Genomic DNA, 19,875 nt, shown 5'->3' with positions numbered 1-19,875 from the left:
TCTATGCCCTTCCTGTGGAGGTACTGGGTGCCAGGAGCTCGAACAGCGGCGCGACCGAGGGGGCGGCATCAAGATTCGTCACGAAGTCACCGATTGCTTCGATCTGCAGCCCTGTGAACGGCCGGGCCGCCATCTCGGCGCATGACTCGAGTTTCCTCATGGCGTCGGAAAGGGACGCCGGGTTGTCCGGGTGGCCGAAGGGAGTGTCGACGACGACCTCGTGCTCGGCCCCATCCTTCAGGATCGCCTTCACCCGGGTCGGCGAGTTCCCTCTCCGAGCGTTCAGGCGAGTGATCTCCGGATCGATCTCAACCGTCGTCGCGGCCATGATCCGGCGCACGGACGGGTCGTCGAAGGCTTCCGGCCTGAGGTCGCCAATGCCCACAGTTCCCTTCGCCGCTGCGACGGCCACCACGTACGGCAGGCTGAAGCGCGCTGTCACCGAGTCACGCGGATTCCACTTCTGATCGCGCGGTTGTACGACCAGCGACTCGGCATGGCGGTTCAACCCCATTTCGATCGCTTCAATGTCATCCCCCTGGAAGTCGTGCCTTTCACGCAATTCCAGGATCCCGGAGATTCCACGATGGGTGGCACGGCATGACGGCCAAGGCTTGAAGCTGATCGAGGCGTTCAGATACTCGTCTCCGAGCCCGTCCAGCAGCGACTCGAGGTCGTGGTCCGGCTCGAACGCCCGATAGAAGCCGTACTTTCCGAACAACGGCTCGTGCGGGCCGTTCAGCCCCACCGAGGCGGCGAATGCCGACTCCATGCCGGAACGGGCACGGAGACCCTGCTGCAGGGCAACGACATGTGTGACCTCTTCGTACATCTGACGCTCGCCGGCGGCGTGGGCGTACGCGATGCCGAACGCGTTACGGGTTTGCTCTTCGTTCAACCGCAGCAGCCTGGTGCAGGCCGCGGCGGCGCCCCACACAGCGACAAGATTGTCCCGACCCGTATCGCCGCAGTTGCTGGTGATGCTCCGGGCAAGACGGAGATGCAGGTCTATCGCTGTCGCGACGGCCGCCAGCAATTCGGCTCCGCTAATGGACGGGTCACGTTCCGCGAGCACCAGCGCGGGAGGCACGTCATACGCGCTCGCGTGACACCCGTTGATGTAGATCTCGTACGTCTCATCGAAATCGAGCACCCGGGACGTTGCGGAGTTCACGAGAGCGGCGGACAGCACGGGCAGTTTCTCGCCGGTCACCCAGATCGTGCACTCCTGCTTGCCCCCGGACAGTCCGCCGAGCCTGCGAACCGAGTGGGCGATCGGATCGTCAGAGCCGCCGATGGCACTCGCCAGCGTATCGAGGATCGACAATTTGGCACGCTCGATCGCCTGCCGCGGAATGTCCTCGAAAGTCGGAGTCATCACGTGACCGACGATCCGTGTCATGTCATCCATGTCTACGCATTCACCCTTCCGTTCGCCCTTTCCTGTAAGCGAGGATTCGCTCGCGTGCTCACCGCTGCACGTACGGACTAGGCGTGAGAGTGCGAGCCGTCGCGATGCGCCGTTCGTCGGGGATCTGTCGCTCGACCTCTTCGAGGAAGGAGCCGAGCGCGTGAGTGAGCACGTGCCCCAACGAGATCGTCAGAATGTCGTCTCCCTTGGCGACGCGGCTCCGCACACCATCCATGGCCCCAGCAACAACTACGCCGGCAGACGCCAGCTTTCCGGCTTCACGGATGCGTGTGACGATCTCGCCGACCACCTCCTCCACGCGCTCGGGCGCCGGCGATCCCATGCTCTGAGCCAGGTCGGCGGAACCGACGTGGTAGCCGTCGATGCCATCGACCGCGAGGATCTCGTCGAGTTCGTCGACGAGAGCGATGTCCTCGATCATCGCCACGACAAGGAGTTCCGCGTCAGCCGCAGACGTCCAGCGGTCGTAATCGAATCCCACACCGTACTGACCGGCGCGCCCGGTGTAGAAGGTACGGCGCCCCACCGGAGGGTGCCTGGTGAATTCGACGATCTGCTCCGCATGAGCGCGTCCGCGCAAGTCCGGTACCCATACGCCCTGCACCCCGGTCGTCAGCATCGGAACAACAGCCTCACTCGCCGGCATGCGGACGATGGAGGTCATTCCCACCGTGTCCGCGGCTCGCACGAGGTTTGCCACGGAGCCGACATCGATGGCCTCGTGCTCCAGGTCGTAGGTCACGAAGTCGTACCCGGTCATACCCAGCATCTCGACCAGCCAGGGAGCGTCGGACCCGATCAAGCATCCGACCGGGATCTGCCCGTCAGCGATCAGCCGCTTGACGCGGTTCGGACGCGACGCAGCCAGAGTAGGGATGGAGTTGTGCAGATAAGGCGACATTGGTCGGACAGGCCTCTCGACTATCGGAGCAACTGATGGGTGATCCAAGGACAGGGTGCTGGCCCTCACGAGGGCTCCGGCTGGCTTACCAGTCGCCTACGGGGTCGCCGTTGAGGCCCGGCAAGACGGCATGCCCGCCGTCAACCGGCAGCGCGACGCCGGTGATGTCGCGTGCGTCGTCGGAGGCGAGGAACAGAACGCTGCGGCTCACGGACGCGGGATCGAGCAGGCCGCGACCTGCAAGGTTCGACCAGTGGTGTGCGTTGACGCGGCGATCCTCGGGCGTACCGCCCGGGCCGCCCGCCATCAGGTCGTACGCCCCCTGCCAATCGTTCATCTTCGTATCGATGGCGCCCGGACAGACGGCGTTGCAGCGGATGTTGAAGCGGCCGAGCTCGAGCGCGGCGTTGCGCATCAGTCCGAGAACGCCGTGCTTGGCCGCGACATAGTGCGCCATTCTCGTACCTGCCTCGAACGCGTTCACCGACGCTGCGAGCACGATGGCGCCACGGCGCTGCTCGATCATCGTCGGCACGACGGCCCTGATGGTGCGCCAGGTGCCTGTCAGGTTGATGTCCAGCACGACCTGCCAGGACTCGTCGGTGATCTCCCAGAGATTGTCCAATGCCCAGGTCCCGGCGTTTGCGACAAGAATGTCGATGCGGCCGAATCTCTCGAGAGTCCTGGCCACCGCATCATCCAGGGCCTCGGTCGAACGGACGTCACACGTCAACGCGAGGCAGTCCCGGCCGAGCGCCGCTACTTCCTTCGCCGTCTGGCGCAGGTCGTCCTCGGTGGCGAGCGGGTACGGCACTGTTGGTACCGACGCACAGATGTCGAGGGCAACAACATCGCACCCTGCCGCGGCGAGCGCCAACGCATGTGATCGTCCTTGGCCGCGGGCTGCTCCGGTCACGATCGCGACCTGACCTTTGAGATCCGGCATCAAGCTGTTCCTTTCCGGAGAACGGCATCCTTCACCGCTCCCACTCCGTGTGGTGGTCGATCCAGTGCTGTGCGATCTCATCTCGACGGGCGAACCAGACGTCGCCCTTACCCAGCGCGTACTCGATGAACTCGCGCAGCGCGCTCGCTCGCCCGGCCTGACCCACCCAGCGGGGGTGCAGCCCTACGGACATCATCTTCGGGTACCCCCGCCCTCCCTCGCGATGCAGTTCGTCGACGGCTCGTCGAAGGTAGTCGGAGAACGACTGCGGCGATGAGAAGCCGCCCTCGCTACGCAAGAAGCGGAGGTCGTTGTAGGTCTGGGTGTACGGTACGACCAAGTGCTGGTTGCCCTTCACCTCGGTGAAGTAGGGCAGGTCGTCGTTGTAGGTCTCGGAGTCGTAGAGGAAGCCTCCCTCCTCAACCAGCAGTTCGCGGGTCCACAGTGACGAGCTGTAGCGCCAGTACCATCCGAGCGGCCTCGACCCGGTCGTGTCTCGGATGGCCGCCACGGCCTTTTGGATCTGCTCAGCCTCCTGCTCTCGCGTCCACAGCCACGGCTCGTCCCAGCGGTAGCCGTGCGCACAGGCCTCGTGTCCGAGCTCCTTGATCGCCGCACCTACTTCCGGATTCTTCTCCAGCGCCATGCCACAGGCGAAGAACGTGCTCGGGATCGCGTACTCCTCGAACATGTTGAACAGCCGCCAAATGCCCGCACGACTGCCATACTCGTAGACAGCCTCCATCGCGAAGTCGCGATAGTCCTTCGCGAGGGTGATGTCCAACTCCGCGAGACCATCCGACCTGACGTCGCCGAGCCGCTCGTATCTCTCGGAACCCTCCTCGTAGTTGACCACAAGGCTGATCGCGACCTTCGCGTTGTTCGGCCACACGACTTTCGGGAGTCGCCGGCCATAGCCGACCAGGTCGCGGGGACGGATCGCGTCCACTTCGTTCACTTCGCTAGCTCCTCGTCAGTCTCGGCCTGCGGATGTGTCGGTTGTCGATGCCTTGTCGGATGCGGTCTCAACCGGTGCGGAAGCATTGCTCGACAATTCGCTCTTGGGTCAGGTCCGCGCCGTGCAGTTCGCTCACGACGCGCCCGTTGCGGAAGACCAGCACTCGGTCGCACAGGTACGGAAGATCCTCGTAGTCCGACGTCGCGAGCAGAATGCCCATGCCGCCGGCCGCTGCCTCGCGTAGTCGCTCGTAAATCTGAGCGCGGGCACCCACATCCACGCCGTGCGTCGGCTCGTGGACGAGCAGCAACACCGGCTGGGTCTCGAACCACTTGGCGAGCAGCACCTTCTGCTGATTCCCGCCGCTCAGGCTGGCGAGCAGATGGTCTGGCTCCTGCGGCCGAACGTCGTAGTCGCGAAGGAGCTTGCGCACACGGCTGAGTTCTGGCCGACGGCGCAGGGCACCGCGAACGAAGTACGCGCCGAGCGTCGGCAGCGTCAGGTTCTCCTTCACCGTCGCGCTCTGCAGCGAGCCGTCTTCGAGGCGGTTCGCTGGGAGGAACGCGCAGCCCAGTTCGATCGCCTTTCTCGGGGTCATGCGCTGTAGGTCGACAGTCTGGCCGTCCAGCGTCAAGGCCCCTTCGCTCGCGGCCTCAGCACCGAAGATCAGGTATGGGAGCCGCTCTGAGCCGCTTCCCAGCAGGCCAGTGAGCCCAACGATTTCACCGCGATGGACGTTCAGGGACACATCGACAACGCCGGCACCGCTGACGTTGTCAAGCTTCGCCAGGACATCGACGGTCGGCTTGTGCGACGCCGGGTAGAGACGATCGAGCGAGAAGCCGAGGATGTGCTCGATCAGCTGGTCCTCGTCCAGCTCCTTGACCGGCCCCGTGTGCACGAGGTGACCATCGCGAAGAACCGAGACTCGGTCTGCCAGCTCGAACACCTCTTCGAGTCGATGCGAGACGAAGAGGACGCCGCACCCCGCGGCGGCGAGCTCCTTGACCGTGGCGAAGAATCGCTCGATCCCGTCTTTGGGCAGCGCTGCGGTGGGTTCGTCGAGTACGAGCAGTCCACGCTCGACGCCGGTCAGTTGATCGAAGGCGCGCACGATCGCGACATTGGTCCGGTCGATCTGGCTGAGCTCGGAGATCGGTGCGTCGGGCGAGACGTCGACCCCAAGGCGCGCCAGGAGTCGACCAACGTGCCGGCGCTCGTCGCGCCATGGAATGCGGAAACCGCGAGTCCGGCCGAAGTTTCCGACCCGCACGTTCTCCAGCACGCTGATCGTCTCGACCAGGCCCAAGTCCTGATGCACGAACGCGAAACCGTGCTCCGCGCGATCGCCCGAGCGCAGTGGCAGGTCAATCTGGCGCCCCCTGATCCAGGCCGCCCCACCCTCGTCGGGCGCGTGAAAGCCCGCGAGGGTCTTGATGAAGGTCGACTTGCCGCAGCCGTTCTGCCCGACGAGAGCATGCACCTCGCCGGGCATGATCTCGAGGTCGAGGTTGTGCAGAACTCGCTTCCCCGAGAACGACTTCGAGATGTTGTTCGCGCGGAAGATCGGGACAGGTGGTTCCGTTTCATCACCGGCGGCGCGCCGGCTCGAGCCGGGCCCGCTCAGCTCCTGCTCGCCTGTCACGCCGTCCATCGGACTAGCCAACCTTCCACAGCTTCAGGTACTCCGCCTGGAAGTCGGTGTTGGTCCCGTACCAGGTCGCGTCGGGTTTGCTGAGATCGATCTCGTCAATGTTGTCGCGGTCGAAGGTCCGCAGCGGAATGTTCTCGTCTACTACCGGCTTCTCGCCGGCCAGGAGGCGGAAGCACTGGTCCGCGATCGCCCAGCCGCTCCACGCGAGCGGGGCTCCGACATCGACCGCGAGCGGGTTTCCGCTCTGTGCGAGCTGATCGATGATGCCCTGCGTGGCGTTGAAGCTGGCCACGTTCACGCGACTGGCCGCGCCGGCCTGCATGACCGCCGGATTGGTGAACTGAGTCTGCCCGTCGTACACCGGCATCAGCCAGTTCACCGCCGGGTTCGACACGGCGTTCCGGGCGAGGACCGGAAGGCGTGTCGACCACTCCGAGATTCGGGTGAACTGTTCCGTGGTGCTGCAGGTATCGGGGCAGTACTTCTCAAATTCGCCCTTGATACCGCTGACCTCGTATTTCGCGATCGTGTCGTCGCTCGGTGAGAAGGTGACGGCCTTCACGTTGCACTTCGAGATCTTGATCGCGGCGGCCGCCATCATCTGGCCGGCGCGGGTGAAGTCATAGGTCACTGCCGCCTGCGTGCCCGGCTCCGGCGCTTCACCCGCGTCGGTGTTCCACGCCTCGACGATCGGAATTCCCGCTTCATTTGCGACCGCGATCTGCGTTTTGAAGGTCTCGAGCGGAATCGACTGGATCATGATCACGTCAGCGTGTGCGGCAATGGCCTGCTGAAAGCCGCGCAACATCGTGGCAGCGGACCCATCGCCATTGAAGAAGTTGTACTTGACGCCAACTTTGTCAGCCGCTTCCTTGAAGCCGGCGAAGACCTTCTGTGAGAACGGGACTTCCGCGTTGCCGCTGATCCAGTAGACCGTCTTGCCCTTGATGCTCGACGCGTCGAACGCCGGTCCAGGGGATTTCCACTGAACTTCCTGCTTGTGCTGGTCGACAACCGGCGTGATCTTGTCCATACACGCCTGGGTGTCAGCGCTGCTGGCGTTCGCGGAGCCGCCCGAACTGCCGCAACCGGCAGCTGCAGCAGCGACGGCGAGTCCGGTCAGCCCCGTCAGGAGCTTCTTGTTGAACGAGTTGCGGTTCATTTCGTGATCTTTCCTCAAGGCCTGGTGTTGGTGCTAAGGATTTGACTGTTTCGCGAGCAGTTCGCCACCGCCCACGCGAGTGATTGTGGCCACGACGGGCAATGCGGTCTCATCGTCGTCGAGCGGCAAGCCTCGACAGAGCTACCGCAACAACCAGTGATCCGCCGTAGAAGACGTCCTCAATCCAGCCGGTCAGGCCGCGAAGTTGGAGTCCGGTGATTCCCGTGATGAGGAAATAGACAGCTATGAACGTGCCGATTGGGTTGAACTTGCCAGGGTTCCACGTGGTGGTTCCGAGGAATACGGCCGCGAACGCCGGCAGCAGGTAGCTTTCGGAAACCCCAGGTGCGGACGACCCGAGTGTCCCGGCGAGAACGACGCCGGCAAACGCCGCCAAGAACGACGACAGAATCAGCGCCCCTACCCGGATACGGGTGACCGGGATCCCCGAGAGGAGTGAAACCGACCGGTTTGCCCCGACGAAGTACAAGAAGCGGCCGAGTGGTGTGAATGCCAGCACGTACCACAACACGAAGGTCAGGGCCACCGCGTACCAGAAGGCGAGCGGCAGACCGAGGACAGGCCGGGTCGCGGCCTTGACGAGGGTCTGTGAGACTCCCGGGATTGTCTCAGCGGAAATGCCGTAGCCGACCCCGACCCAGAGAGTCCCCGCCCCGAGGGTGACCACGATCGAGTCGACTCCGATCCCCACAACGAAGAGCGCGTTCAGCAGGCCGATGACAACTCCGCTGAGCAACGCGACGATCAAGGTCGGAAGGAGGGGCCAGTGATGCACAACGTTGAGCCATCCCACCAGAGTGAGCGAAACGCTCATCGCTCCCGCGATCGAGAGGTCGAACTCGTTCACGATCATCGGGATCATCAGCGCGAGCGCGACAATCACGAGGACCGCCTGCGACCCGAGAATCGTCTGGAAGGTACCCGTGGTCAAGAAGTAGGGGGTACCGATGGCCGCGAAGACGGCGATCAGCATGCCCCAGACGATCACGATGCCGAATCGCTCGGCGACATCTTGCCAAGCCGTCAGCGGTGACCTGGCTTTCGCTTGCGAGGCTTCAGCCTCCGGCGCCTCGACAGTCGTCATTCTTCCACCTCGAAAGCCTCGATTCGCCAGGTGTTCAAGCTCGGGCGCTTGCCGGCGGGGGCCAAGCGGGCGGCCCAGCCAGCCGATCGCAGCCACGCGCCCGCCGGGGTGTCGCCATCAATCGCCATCTCGTCCTGCTCTCTTCCTCGCTCGTGGTGCTCCGTGCCCTGGTCGTCGTTGACCCTCTGCAGGAACGTTCCTGCAAACCCAAGCTATACGCAGCAGGAACGTTCCTGCAATAGGTATGATCCGACCATGACGACTCCTGTCCGAAGGATCACCGCCCGTCATGTCGCCCGCGAGGCAGGCGTCTCGGTCACCACCGTTTCCGACACGATGAACGGCACCGGTCGCCTGTCGGCCAAGACGCGTGAGCGGGTGCTGGCCGTCGCCGCCGAGCTCGGCTACCGGCCGCGCGCCTCGGCGCGGCGCCTGCGCGAGGGTCGCAGCGGCCAGATCGGACTCTATTGTTCGTTCCTGACCGAGATCCCGGCCGGGATGGCCGGAATGGGCTACTACATGGCCTTGGCAATGGGCGCGGCCGAGGTCGCGCTCGAACGAGGGCTGGGCATGGTCCTGCTGCCGACCGGCCTGACACCCGACGCGCTTGGCGCCATCGACGTCGACGGCCTGGTCGTCGCCGACCCGGTGCGAGACGACGAAGGCCTGCGAGTGCTGTCCGAGCTCGGCCTCACCGTCGTCACGGTCGGCCGCGACCCGACACCCGGGGCTCATCACGCCGGATGCGTACGAACGGACGACCGGCGCGACATGCAGATGCTGCTCGACCACGTAGCCGCCCGCGGCGCCCGCCGCATCGCCTTTGTCCGCGCCGACATCGAGGCCGAGTGGACCGAGCAGCTCACGGTGGGCTATCGCGAGTGGTGCTCAGCGCGTGGCGCAGCCGAGCGTATCGAGCGCATCCCCGTCAACCCTGAGGCTGCAGCAGAGACCGCCATCCAACTCCTCGACCAGCTTGACCCGCCAGACGCAATCATCTGCGGACTCGACGGCGGGGCAGCCCCGGTCGTCCGGGCGGTCCAGGAGCGAGGTCTACGCGTGCCGGAGGACCTGCTCGTCAGCTCCTGCGTCGATGGCCCGCTGATGACCGCTTCGGCGCCGGCGATCACATCCATCGACCTCCAGCCCGCCGAGGTGGGTCGTCGCTCCGCGGCTCTACTGGCATCGATCCTCGAGGGCGCGGCGCCGCGGGACCGCGAGCAGGTGCTTGAAACTCGGCTCATTGTCCGGGCTTCCACGGGAGGTCTGGACTGATGGCTGCCGCGGAGCTGCCGATCGTCGGCTCGCACGTCCGCGCCGTGAACCTCGCCGGCCCTACGCGGCCGGCTGTGATGCGGTCGCGCCACCCCAATGAGGACGGAGAGCCATGAGTGGCAATCTGCAATATGAGATTGTCGAGCAATTCGCCGCAGACCTCGAGCAGGTTCGCCCGCTCTGGGGAGAGCTGCTCGAGCATCACCACGATGTCGCGACGCAATTGGCACGCGTAGCGCCTGGTCTCACCCTCGACGCGTCATGGGCCATCCGCCGGGCGCAGTACGTCGATTGGTTCGCGAATGCCGCCGGTCGCCTGTGGGTGGCGCGAGATGGTGATGGGCTCCTCGGTTACCTCTTCGTCCATCTCGGCGCGGTCGGTGCGTCATGGGACTGGGGTGACAAGGTCGGCGTCCTGGAGACGCTTGTCGTCAGCCAGCGCGCCCGTGGTGCCGGATTGGGGACGCAGCTGATCGAGCTCGCGCAGGACTACTTCAAAGAGGCCGACGTCACCGTTGCCAAGGTCTCCGTGATCGCGGGCAACTCGGGCGCGATCGACCTGTACCGCCGACTCGGGTTCGTCGATCAGCTCGTGACTCTTGTCATGCCGGTCAGCGCCGGCAAGGTCGGTGGCTGAACCGTCAGGCTTGGCGCTCGTGCACGACCTTGCCGGCGGCCACAGTCAGCCGTACTGAGGCGTTGGAGGCGGGGAAACGGTCGGCGCTCGCGAATCGAGCGGCCAGCACGTCCTGGTCCAAGATCGCCAGGTCGGCACGGCCCCCGACCGTGAGCGTCCCGCCGTCGTCGTCGTGGTTGACGTACGCCGATCCTGCCGTGAAGGCATCCACGGCGTCGTCAATCGACAGTCGCTCGTCCGGTAGGAACGGAGCGTCGGAGCGGCTCTCAGGGTCGGTTCGCGTGACCGCGACCTCGATCTGCTGCAACGGGTCGGCCGTGGTGACCGACCAGTCGCTCCCCATGGCCAGCCGGGCTCCGGCGCGGCGGAGGGACTCGAACGGGTATTGCAGGTCGACCCGCTTGGGACCGAGGAACGGCACCGTCAGCTCGGTCATCTGGGGATCGGTCTTCGCCCAGTAGGCCTGGCAGTTGACAACCACGTCGAGCTCCGCGAACCGGCCGATGTCGTCGGGCTGGATGAGCTGGACGTGCGCAATGTGGTGCCGCTGGTCGCTCGGACCGTTGGCGGTGCGCGCGGCTTCGACGGCGTCGAGGGCGTTTCGCACGGCGCGATCGCCGATCGCGTGCATGTGGACCTGGAAGCCGTGCCGGTCCAGCTCGGTGACCGCGGCGGCGAGCAGTTCGCGGTCGACGAACGACAGTCCGCGGTTCGTCGTGTGGCCCCCGCAGCCGTCGCAGTAGGGCTCGAGCAGCGCGCCTGTGTAGTTCTCCAGCACGCCGTCAGTCATGATCTTCACACTCGTCGGCAGGAACCGCTCGCTGCGATCTCGCGGGTGCCTGCCCGAGCCGAGCTCGCGCTGGGCAAGCAGATCGTCGATCTGGTCGAGCTCGCGGTAGCGGTCCCACCAGAGTGCCCCGACCACCCGAGCGGTCAGGCGGCCGTCGTCAGCCAGGCTCCGGTAGGCGTTGAGCGTTGCGGGCGTGACCCAGGCGTCTTGCCAGCCCGTGATGCCGAGGGCGTGCAGGAACGACTGAGCCTCAAGGATGGCCGACTCCCACTCGACTCGGTCTGGAGCAGGCACTACATCGTCGTTGAACTGATACGCGGCGCCCTCATGGAGCATACCGGTCGGCTCGCCGGTCGCCGGGTCGCGCTCGATACGCCCGTCGGACGGGTCAGGCGTGTACTTGTCGATGCCGGCCAACTCGAGAGCCCTGGTGTTCACCCATGCTCCGTGGACGTCGCGGTTGAACAGAAACACCGGCCGGTCCGGGACTACACGATCCAGGTCTTCCCGAGTCGGCAGCCCGCCCGGGAAGGCCTCCAACGCCCAGCCTCCACCGAGGATCCAGGTCTGTTCGGGGTGGGCGTCGGCGTAGGCAGCGATCAGGTCGAGGTACTCTCGCCGGCCGACGGCGTCGTTGAGCCAGATTCGCAGCCGGTTCCGGCCGGCGAACGGTGCATGCACGTGGGCGTCCTGGAAGCCGGGGAGGACAAGACCGCCCGCGGCCTCGATCACCTGGGTACCGCGGCCGGCCAGTGCGCGGATCTCGTCGGCGGTGCCGATGGCGGCGATCCGATCGCCGGCGATGGCAATACCCCCGGCCCACCGCCCACGGGCGCAACGGACTCGCCCACCAACGACCACGAGGTCAGGGGTGTTGCTGATGGACTCGCGCTCAGTGGACAGCATGGCCCAGCCCTTTCACCGCGACCACCTGCAACTCGATCGCCTGAAGGTATGAGCCCCGGCCTTTGCGTGCGCGGTTGCCAACCCAGTCGATGGACTGGGGCTCGATGCCAAACGGCTGCAGTGGCTCGCTCGGGGGTTTCGGCGGGTGCTCGGCGACTGTCGCCATGACGCCATGGAGCATGGGCCACCCCCTTTCGATTTATCTATCAGCGTTAGGTAAATGTGCAGACAGCAACCTAACGGAGGTAGATTGCTCCTGGCAAGACCTGTTCCCAGGTTCTTGGAGGGCTTGCATGGGACGTCCGTCGAAGTCGCTGCTGAGCCGAGACAAGATCGCCCGAACCGCCCTGACACTGTTGGACCGCGACGGTGCCGAAGGGCTGACGATGCGCAGCCTGGCGAAGCAACTGAATGTCCAAGCGCCGTCGCTTTACCACCATATCCGCGGACAAGACGAGATCATTGACCTCGTCCATGCGCTGGTGGACAGCGAGATCGACACCGAGGTGCTGCGCGATCCCGACTGGCAGTCCGCGCTCCGCAAGTTCACCCGCTCCTACCGGGCCGCGTTCCTCACCCATCCGAACGCGGTTGCGCTGGTCACGCGTCGCCGCATCAGGGTACCCAGTGTGTTGAGGCTCTATGACGAGTTGTCGGCCATGTTGCTGAAGGCCGGCCTGGCGCCGTCGCGCACGATGCACTACATCGGATTGATCGACAGTATCGTCCTCGGTTCGACCGTCGACGACCTCGACCGTGGTTTCGCCGAGCAGGCCGACGACTATGCGGAGGACTACCCGAGCCTGGCCACGTCCCTGAACGCGACCCGTCGCGACAGGGTCAACGAGGAGACGTTCGAGTTGGCCCTCGCTCTCGTCCTCGATGCACTGGCGGCGGAACTGGCGACTTCCCCCGAGTGTGCCGACGCCCACGGGCCCGCTTGGCACCGAACTACACCACCATCGCCGGGCCGGTGAGGCGCGCACGGACTGTGACGTGCACATGATGGTGTCAGAACCACCAATTGCGGCCGCTCCGCGCGAACTCAGGCCAGCGCCTCGACAATGTCAACTGCCTCGACGCCGACCGACTCGCCGACCGGGGCACTCGTCAGACGGCCTTCGCAAGTGTTCAGCCCGAGGGCCAGGCTGGCATCGGCGCGGCAGGCGGCACGCCAGCCCGAGTCGGCCAATGCGACGACGTACGGCAGCGTGGCGTTGGTCAGCGCGTAGGTCGAGGTGTTCGGAACCGCACCCGGCATGTTCGCCACGCAGTAGAACGTCGAGCCGTGCACCTGGTAGGTCGGGTCGGCGTGCGTCGTGGGTCGGGTGTCCTCGAAACAGCCGCCCTGGTCGACGGCGATGTCCACCAACACCGAGCCGGGCTTCATCTGCGCGATCAGCTCGTTCGAGACCAGCTTCGGCGCCGAAGCACCCGGAATCAGGACGGCGCCGATGACGAGGTCTGCCCCGGCGACCTGCTGCTGGATCGCGAGCTTGCTCGAGACGAGCCCGCGGACGAGGTTGTTGTAGCGCCAGAAGGACAGCCGCAGCTTGTCGAGATCGGTGTCGAGCAGGGTGACATCCGCTCCCATGCCGAGGGCAACGTTCGTAGCGTTCTGGCCAGCAACGCCGGCACCGATGACGACAACCTTCGCCCTGGCGACACCGCCGACGCCACCAAGCAGCACGCCGCGGCCGCCTTGAGCCCTGAGCAGAGAGTGTGCGCCGACCTGGGGCGCGAGGCAGCCGGCGACCTCGGACATCGGATAGAGCAGCGGCAGCGCACCGGATGGCGACTGCACCGTCTCATAGGCGATCGCGGTCACGGTACTCGTGGTTCTTGACTTCTTCAGGGATGCCGATGTGCATTCCGCGCGCCGCCTTTCGTTGTTGTCTCCCACCGAGCGAGGGATGCGCTCAGATGAGGTTCGCGGCTTCGGTGAGGACGGTCTCGAGGGCGCTGTGAATCTCGTCGAAATGCGACTGGTCGCAGATCAATGGCGGCGAGAGCTGGATGACCGGGTCGCCGCGGTCGTCCGCGCGGCAGTAGAGACCGGCGTCGAAGAGCGCCTTCGAGAGGAACCCGCGTAGCAGCCGCTCGGACTCGGCCTCGTCGAACGTCTCCTTGGACTCCTTGTCTTTCACGAGCTCGATTCCGTAGAAATAGCCGGCGCCCCGGACGTCACCGACGATGGGCAGATCCCTGAGTTTGTCCAGCGTGCTCAGGAAGGCCGTCTCGTTGGCACGCACGTGGTCGAGCACTCCCTCGTTCTCGAACGCGTCGAAGTTCGCCATCGCCACCGCCGTCGACACCGGGTGCCCGCCGAAGGTGTAGCCGTGGGCGAAGGTGGTGTCGCCCTGCAGGAAGGGCTCCATCAGCCGGTCTGAGGCGATCATCGCGCCGAGCGGGGCGTAGCCAGAGGTGATGCCCTTGGCCGAGGTGATGATGTCGGGTTGGTACCCGTACCGCTCGGCACCGAACATGTGTCCAAGCCGGCCGTAGGCGCAGATCACCTCGTCGGAGACGAGCAGAACGTCGTACTCGTCGCAGATCTCACGCACTCGCTGGAAGTAGCCCGGCGGAGGCGGGAAGCAGCCACCGGCGTTCTGCACCGGCTCGAGGAACACGGCAGCGACAGTGTCGGGCCCTTCGTTCTCGATGACGACCGCCACCTGGTCGGCCGCCCACCGCCCGAATTCCTCGCCGTCAACACCACCGTCGTCACCCTGAAGGAAGGCGGGTGCGCGGTAGATGTTCGTGTTGGGCACCCGGAAGGCCGACGGGACCAGCGGCTCGAATTGCTGCTTCAGGCCAGGGAGACCGGTGATCGACAGGGCTCCGTGGGTCGTGCCGTGGTAGGCGATCGCTCGACTGATCACCTTGTGCTTGAGGGGTTTGCCCACCAGCTTGAAGTAGTTCTTGGCGAGCTTCCACGCGGACTCGACGGCCTCGCCGCCGCCGGAGGTGAAGAACACCCGATTGAGGGCACCCGGCGCGTAGCCGGCGATCCTCTCGGCGAGCTGGATCGCGGTCGGGTGCGCGTAGGACCACAACGGGAAGAACGCCAACCGGGAGGCCTGCTTCGCCGCCGCCTCGACGAGGTCAGCGCGACCGTGGCCCAACTGGTTCACGAAGAGGCCGCCCAGAGCGTCCAGATAGCGACGGCCGCGCGTGTCGTAGACATAGGCGCCCTCGCCCCGCACGATGACCGGCACGTCCTGGTCCAAGTACGTCGAGTGGCGGGTGAAGTGCATCCAGAGATGGTCGCGCGCTGCCGCCTGCAAGGCCGCGTGGGTGTCGTTGACGATGCTCATGTCGATCAGATCCGTTCCGTCGGTCCCTGGAGAGGAGTCGGCATCGAGGCGGGGGTCGTCATCAGGCCTCGATGTTCGCCATGACATGTTTGATCCGCGTGTAGTCCTCCAGGCCGTACATCGACAGGTCCTTGCCGTACCCGGAGTGCTTGAAGCCGCCGTGCGGCATCTCGGCGACGAGCGGGATGTGGGTGTTGATCCACACACACCCGAAGTCGAGGCGGTTCGACATCCGGATCGCGCGCCCGAAGTCGCGGGTCCAGACCGAGGAGGCCAGCGCGTACGGCACATCGTTGGCCTTGGCAACGGCCTCCGCCTCGTCGATGAAGGTCTGCACCGTGATGACAGGACCGAACACCTCGCTGCGGATCATCTCGTCGGGCTGCTGGAGGCCGGTGACGACGGTCGGCTCGATGTAGTACCCACGCACGCCCTGGCGGTTGCCACCCGCGGTCACCTCGGCGTGCGCCGGCAGCCGCTCGATGAAGCCGAGCACGCGCTCGAACTGGCCGGCGTTGTTGACGGGCGGCACCAGCGCATCGTCGTCGTGCCGGCCACCGTCGTACGACGTCCGCATGGTCGCGGCCAGGTTGCTGAGCGCAGCGACGAAATCGTCGTGGATCTCCGGAGCCACCAGCACACGCGTGGCGGCGGTGCAGTCCTGGCCGGCGTTGAAGTAGCCCGCCATGGCGATGCCCTCGGCTGCGGCCTCGACGTCGGCGTCCGCGAAGACCACGACAGGCGCTTTGCCTCCGAGCTCGAGGTGGACCCGCTTGACGTCGTCGGCGGCGGCCCTCGCGACCTGCATGCCGGCCCCGACCGAACCGGTGATCGACACCATCTGCGGCGTCGGGTGGGCGACCACCGCCTGGCCGGTCGTGCGGTCGCCGCAGACGACATTGAGCACACCCGCAGGCAAGAACTCGTCGGCGATCTCGGCGAGCAGCAGGGCGGTGTGCGGAGTCGTGTCGCTCGGTTTGAGGACGACGGTATTGCCTGCCGCGATCGCCGGCGCGAACTTCCAGACCGCCATCATCATCGGGTAGTTCCAGGGCGCAACCTGCCCGATCACGCCGACCGGCTCGCGGCGGATCCACGAGGTGTGCCCAGGCAAGTACTCGCCCGCCGAGCGTCCCTCCAGTACGCGCGCAGCACCGGCGAAGAAGCGAAGCTGGTCGACCATCGGCGGCATCTCCTCGGACCGCGTGGCAGCGACCACCTTGCCGGTGTTGCGGCTTTCCGCCTCCACCAGTTCGTCAGCGCGGGCCGCGATCGCGTCGGCAATGCCGAGCAGCGCCTCCTGCCGCTGGGCCGGCGTCGTCGAACGCCAGGTCTCGAAGGCCCGGGCAGCGCTCGCGTAGGCGAGATCGATGTCCTCGACGCCCGAAACCGGCGCGTCGCCGTACTGCTCACCGCTCGACGGGTCGATCAGCGGGGAGCAGACGTCGCTGCGTGCATCGAGGTACTCCCCGCCCACGAAATTCTGCAGGTGGAGCTCGGACATGGACCCTCCTTCGTGTGCGACCAGGCCGGTGCGACATGGCGCAGACCACACCGGCTGCCGTCGAGAGTAGGCTCGGCTCCGTTAGCGGTGGATGGACGAACTGTCCAATTCATCGTGTTCTTGATCGCCGATCTGTCGATTGACGGAGGTGCAGGATTACCTCGTTGCGCTGGCTGCTCGACCGGGCAGAGTTCGACCTGCGCCTGCGGACCGGAAGTGCGACCGAAGAGCCGCTGTCGTGGGCGCACGCCACCGACGTGCTCGACCCGACGCCGTGGCTCAACGGGGGCGAACTGGTGCTGACCACCGGTCTGCAGCTTCCACGTGCCGCGCGCGAGCAGCGAGCGTATGTCCACCGACTGACGGGTGCTGGGGTCGCCGGCCTCGGCTTCGGACTGGGTGTGCGCTTCGACGCGATCCCCGCCGCGGTGGTCGACGCGTGCGAGGCGCGCGCTCTGCCACTTCTGGAGGTCCCCATCGGCACCGCCTTCATCGCGCTGACCCAGGCTGTCGCCCAGCAGCTGGCCGACACAGAGTTAGCGTCGTTGCAGCGGGTGCACACCATCCAGCGCGACATCACCCGCGTCACCGTACGCAGCGGACTGCCTGGCGCCGTCGCACTGCTCGCACGCGAGCTCCGTGGCGATGCTGTCGTCATGGACGAGTACGGCGTCGTGATGGCCAGCTCGACGACGAACAGCCGACTGCTCGAGCGGGTCGGCAAGGAGTACCGCCGACTTTCGCGCGCGTCCCGACCCGGAACCGTCGCCGTCGACACCGAGGACGGCATTCTCGAGTTGCAGATGATCCAGGGGCGATCGGGCGTCTGCGGCTGGCTGGCGGTCCAGCACCACACACTGCCGAGCCCGACCGACCGGATGTTGCTCAATCAGGCGGCCGGTCTGATCACCCTCCAGCTGGACTGGCCCGCGGAGCTCCTCGAGGCTTACCACGACCTCGGCGGCGCGCTCCTGTCGCTGCTACTCGACGCAGGTGTGCGGTCGACCGGGCTGGAGCGGCACCTCCACCACTTCGGTTTCGAGCCGCGCGACGAGGTCGTCCTGGTCCTCGCGGCCACCGACAGCCGTCGGACGCAGCTCGAGCAGGTCGTCGCTGCCCACCTCGAACCCACCAAGCGGCCGCACGTCGTCGCGTCCACCAACGGCGGCGTGGCCATCCTCCTCCTGGCACGTGACGCGAAGCTGCTGGTCCCTGGTCTGGCCGAGGCGGTCACCGCTGCAGAGGTCGTCCGCGTCGTCTACGGCGTGAGCCATCGCCTCGACCAAGCTGCGATCGCATCAGGCCTTGGCCCCGCTCAGCTGGCGGCGGGCGCCGCGCTCCGTGAGGGACGCCCGGTCGCCTGGTTCAGCGAGGTGAACCTCGGGCCGGTGCTGGCGGACGAGGCGGTGCGTACCCGGGTCCATTCTGTCGCCGGCCCCGCGCTGGCTGCATTGGGCGCAGCAGACGGACCACGAGACGCCGGCCTGCTCGCCACGCTCGAAGCCTTCCTTCATCACAACGGCACCTGGGAGAGCGCCGCCCGCAGCCTCGGCGTGCACCGGCACACGCTCAAGGCCCGGATCGCGCGAGTCGAGGAGCTCACCGGGTTGAGCCTCGATGTGGCCGAGAACCGAGCGCTCCTGCTCCTTGCCCTGATGAGCGGGCCGCTCATGCGCTGAGGCCGAAGCCCCCTACCCACCCCGGGGGCGGACTCGTCCAGATCCGGGCTATGGCTCGGAGCCCATGATCTGGAGTGCCACCCAGGCGTCGACCCGCACCTGCGGGTTGTCGAGCGAGGCGCCCAGCCGGGTCTCGATCTGCTCGACCCTGTTGCGAACCGTATTGCGATGCACGCTCAGCTCGTCGGCAGTCTCGCCGCGGGAGCCGTGCCGCCGAAGAAACGCGCCGAGCGTGGCGACGAGCACCGGGTCGTCGGAAATCGGTGCCAGGAAGGAGCGAGCGAACGCACCCGCCAGGTCCGGGCCGAGCAAGCCCGCGACCCCACCTCGGGCCAGGTCGTCCCACGCTCGGACAGGGATGCCTGGACCAGTAGCGCCGAGTGCGTGCGTAGCTGTCACGTCGCTCGCCGAAACCTCGTCGAACGGCACGGTGCGCCCGATGCCGCCTGCGAGTCCGCGCGCCGAGAGCTCGTCGGCGAAGGCTGCCGCGCCCGAGGGCGTAGCCATAGCCACCAGGTCACCGTCGACGACGGCCGCCAGCACCCTGCGGTTCTCGGCGACGCCCAACGCGTCCTCCACAGCGTCGGCCCGACCCCGGGCCCGCACGACGGCGACTTGGCGGGGCAGACGCGGAGCGCGGTCGGCCTGTGCCGTCGCGCTCAGCACTACCTGCGCCGTGCGCGGATCGTCGAACAGCAGGAACTCGACTGCTCGCTGGCGGAGCCGCCGGCCGACCGCACGCTGTTCCCGTCGACCTTCAACGGCGAGGCTGAGCAGCGACACCGCCGTCGTGACCGCAAGCCGCGCGACATCATCGAGCCTGCTTGAGACCAGCACGGCAAGCCACACCTCGGGCCGGCCGCGAGCGCCCACCGGCCGGACCAGCGTGGTGCCGGCGTGCGACGCCGCACTGGCCGCCGCCCGCAGCCCACCACGCCGGATCCGCACCACCTCGGCGCACACAGCCGCGAGATCGAGGTCCGTGCCCAGCGGTCCGTGCGGGCCCTCGATGGGCTCCCCCTCCCAGTCGACCAGAACGGCCGCGCCTTCCACGAGGTGCGCCAGCCGGGAGACCAGTGCCGGCAGCGGTTCGACGTCGAGCGCGGCCTGGGTGAGTGCCCGCTGCGCATCGAGCGAGCGCCGGGCCGCGCCCTCGCGCTCTGCATCCAGCAGCCCCGCTGCTGTGCGGGAGATCGCGACGAAGGTCGTCGGACGCGGCACCTTGAACAGGTTGAGCCCGGCCGCCCGGCAGGCCGCGAGCAGCTCCCGTGGAGGTCGCCGGTGAGTCAACCCGGAGGCCAGGCCGAGTGCGGCGACGCCTGCCGATACGAGTCGCTCGACGTACGGCCGCCACTCCTCGTGCCAGTCCGCGGTCTCCAGGCCTGTCGTGAGGAGCACCTCACCGCCCTCGAGGTATGGCGTGGGGTCGGCCAACTCGCTCGTGGCCACCCAACGCACCGGAAGGTCAGCAGAGGGCATGTACACCGCACCGAGGCCCAGCTCGGAGCAGGTCATCAAGTTGGCAACTGTGACCACCACATCAGTCTTGCACAACAGGAGCTTCGAAATTGTGCAGAATGCGCATCGCCTGAGGATCCAAGCGCGCCTA

Annotated in this window: 15 protein-coding genes and 1 pseudogene; 4 read left to right on the top strand and 12 right to left on the bottom strand. The window is 66.5% G+C overall.

Annotated features, from left to right (window positions below):
- Position 1 precedes the first annotated feature (1 nt).
- The 7 genes from ACIBL3_RS42150 to ACIBL3_RS42120 form a co-directional block, all read right to left on the bottom strand.
- Positions 2-1,411 (bottom strand): MmgE/PrpD family protein, encoded by a 1,410-nt coding sequence (locus ACIBL3_RS42150; RefSeq protein ID WP_396359618.1) that lies wholly within the window; start codon positions 1,409-1,411, stop codon positions 2-4.
- 58 nt (positions 1,412-1,469) lie between these two features.
- Positions 1,470-2,333, bottom strand: coding sequence for an HpcH/HpaI aldolase/citrate lyase family protein (locus tag ACIBL3_RS42145; protein WP_396359647.1), 864 nt, complete (start codon positions 2,331-2,333; stop codon positions 1,470-1,472).
- A gap of 85 nt (positions 2,334-2,418) precedes the next feature.
- The gene (locus ACIBL3_RS42140; protein WP_396359617.1) at positions 2,419-3,279 is read right to left on the bottom strand and encodes a mycofactocin-coupled SDR family oxidoreductase; all 861 of its coding nucleotides are present in this window, start codon (positions 3,277-3,279) and stop codon (positions 2,419-2,421) included.
- Positions 3,280-3,310: 31 nt separating this feature from the next.
- Complete coding sequence (locus ACIBL3_RS42135) at positions 3,311-4,237, bottom strand: polysaccharide deacetylase family protein (RefSeq protein WP_396359616.1); 927 nt, start codon at positions 4,235-4,237, stop codon at positions 3,311-3,313.
- Between the two features lie 67 nt (positions 4,238-4,304).
- Positions 4,305-5,891, bottom strand: coding sequence for a sugar ABC transporter ATP-binding protein (locus ACIBL3_RS42130; protein WP_396359615.1), 1,587 nt, complete (start codon positions 5,889-5,891; stop codon positions 4,305-4,307).
- Between the two features lie 4 nt (positions 5,892-5,895).
- Complete coding sequence (locus ACIBL3_RS42125) at positions 5,896-7,053, bottom strand: sugar ABC transporter substrate-binding protein (RefSeq protein WP_396359614.1); 1,158 nt, start codon at positions 7,051-7,053, stop codon at positions 5,896-5,898.
- Between the two features lie 109 nt (positions 7,054-7,162).
- The gene (locus tag ACIBL3_RS42120) at positions 7,163-8,158 is read right to left on the bottom strand and encodes an ABC transporter permease (RefSeq protein WP_396359613.1); all 996 of its coding nucleotides are present in this window, start codon (positions 8,156-8,158) and stop codon (positions 7,163-7,165) included.
- Positions 8,159-8,413: 255 nt separating this feature from the next.
- Between ACIBL3_RS42120 and ACIBL3_RS42115 the strand changes: the two genes are divergently transcribed.
- Both ACIBL3_RS42115 and ACIBL3_RS42110 read left to right on the top strand, forming a co-directional pair.
- Complete coding sequence (locus ACIBL3_RS42115) at positions 8,414-9,433, top strand: LacI family DNA-binding transcriptional regulator (RefSeq protein WP_396359612.1); 1,020 nt, start codon at positions 8,414-8,416, stop codon at positions 9,431-9,433.
- Between the two features lie 112 nt (positions 9,434-9,545).
- A complete protein-coding gene (locus tag ACIBL3_RS42110) occupies positions 9,546-10,070 on the top strand; it encodes a GNAT family N-acetyltransferase (RefSeq protein ID WP_396359611.1) in 525 nt (174 codons plus the stop codon).
- A gap of 4 nt (positions 10,071-10,074) precedes the next feature.
- On the opposite strand, the gene ACIBL3_RS42105 is transcribed toward ACIBL3_RS42110, so the two are convergent.
- Positions 10,075-11,766 (bottom strand): amidohydrolase, encoded by a 1,692-nt coding sequence (locus ACIBL3_RS42105; RefSeq protein WP_396359610.1) that lies wholly within the window; start codon positions 11,764-11,766, stop codon positions 10,075-10,077.
- Between the two features lie 293 nt (positions 11,767-12,059).
- On the opposite strand from ACIBL3_RS42105, the gene ACIBL3_RS42100 reads away from it, so the two are divergent.
- Positions 12,060-12,743, top strand: a complete 684-nt coding sequence (locus tag ACIBL3_RS42100) for a TetR/AcrR family transcriptional regulator C-terminal domain-containing protein (protein ID WP_396359609.1) — start codon at positions 12,060-12,062, stop codon at positions 12,741-12,743.
- Between the two features lie 68 nt (positions 12,744-12,811).
- Here the strand turns inward: ACIBL3_RS42100 and ACIBL3_RS42095 are convergent.
- The 3 genes and pseudogenes from ACIBL3_RS42095 to ACIBL3_RS42085 form a co-directional block, all read right to left on the bottom strand.
- Positions 12,812-13,594: pseudogene (locus tag ACIBL3_RS42095) on the bottom strand (alanine dehydrogenase); the annotation flags it as partial.
- Positions 13,595-13,685: 91 nt separating this feature from the next.
- Positions 13,686-15,083, bottom strand: a complete 1,398-nt coding sequence (locus ACIBL3_RS42090; protein ID WP_396359608.1) for an aspartate aminotransferase family protein — start codon at positions 15,081-15,083, stop codon at positions 13,686-13,688.
- 61 nt (positions 15,084-15,144) lie between these two features.
- Positions 15,145-16,587: an aminobutyraldehyde dehydrogenase gene (locus ACIBL3_RS42085; RefSeq protein WP_396359607.1), complete on the bottom strand. Its 1,443-nt coding sequence runs from the start codon at positions 16,585-16,587 to the stop codon at positions 15,145-15,147.
- A 164-nt stretch (positions 16,588-16,751) separates the two neighbouring features.
- Between ACIBL3_RS42085 and ACIBL3_RS42080 the strand changes: the two genes are divergently transcribed.
- Positions 16,752-18,266 carry a PucR family transcriptional regulator gene (locus ACIBL3_RS42080; RefSeq protein ID WP_396359606.1) on the top strand — a complete coding sequence of 505 codons (1,515 nt, stop codon included), beginning with the start codon at positions 16,752-16,754 and terminating at the stop codon, positions 18,264-18,266.
- A gap of 48 nt (positions 18,267-18,314) precedes the next feature.
- Here ACIBL3_RS42080 and ACIBL3_RS42075 read toward each other — a convergent pair whose 3' ends face one another.
- The gene (locus ACIBL3_RS42075) at positions 18,315-19,745 is read right to left on the bottom strand and encodes a PucR family transcriptional regulator (RefSeq protein ID WP_396359646.1); all 1,431 of its coding nucleotides are present in this window, start codon (positions 19,743-19,745) and stop codon (positions 18,315-18,317) included.
- Positions 19,746-19,875 lie beyond the last annotated feature (130 nt).

Origin of the sequence: Kribbella sp. NPDC050124 (genome assembly GCF_044460355.1) — a bacterium.
GTDB lineage: Bacteria > Actinomycetota > Actinomycetes > Propionibacteriales > Kribbellaceae > Kribbella.
Note: the sequence above shows the minus strand (reverse complement) of the source record. Positions and strands in the feature narration are given on the sequence as shown.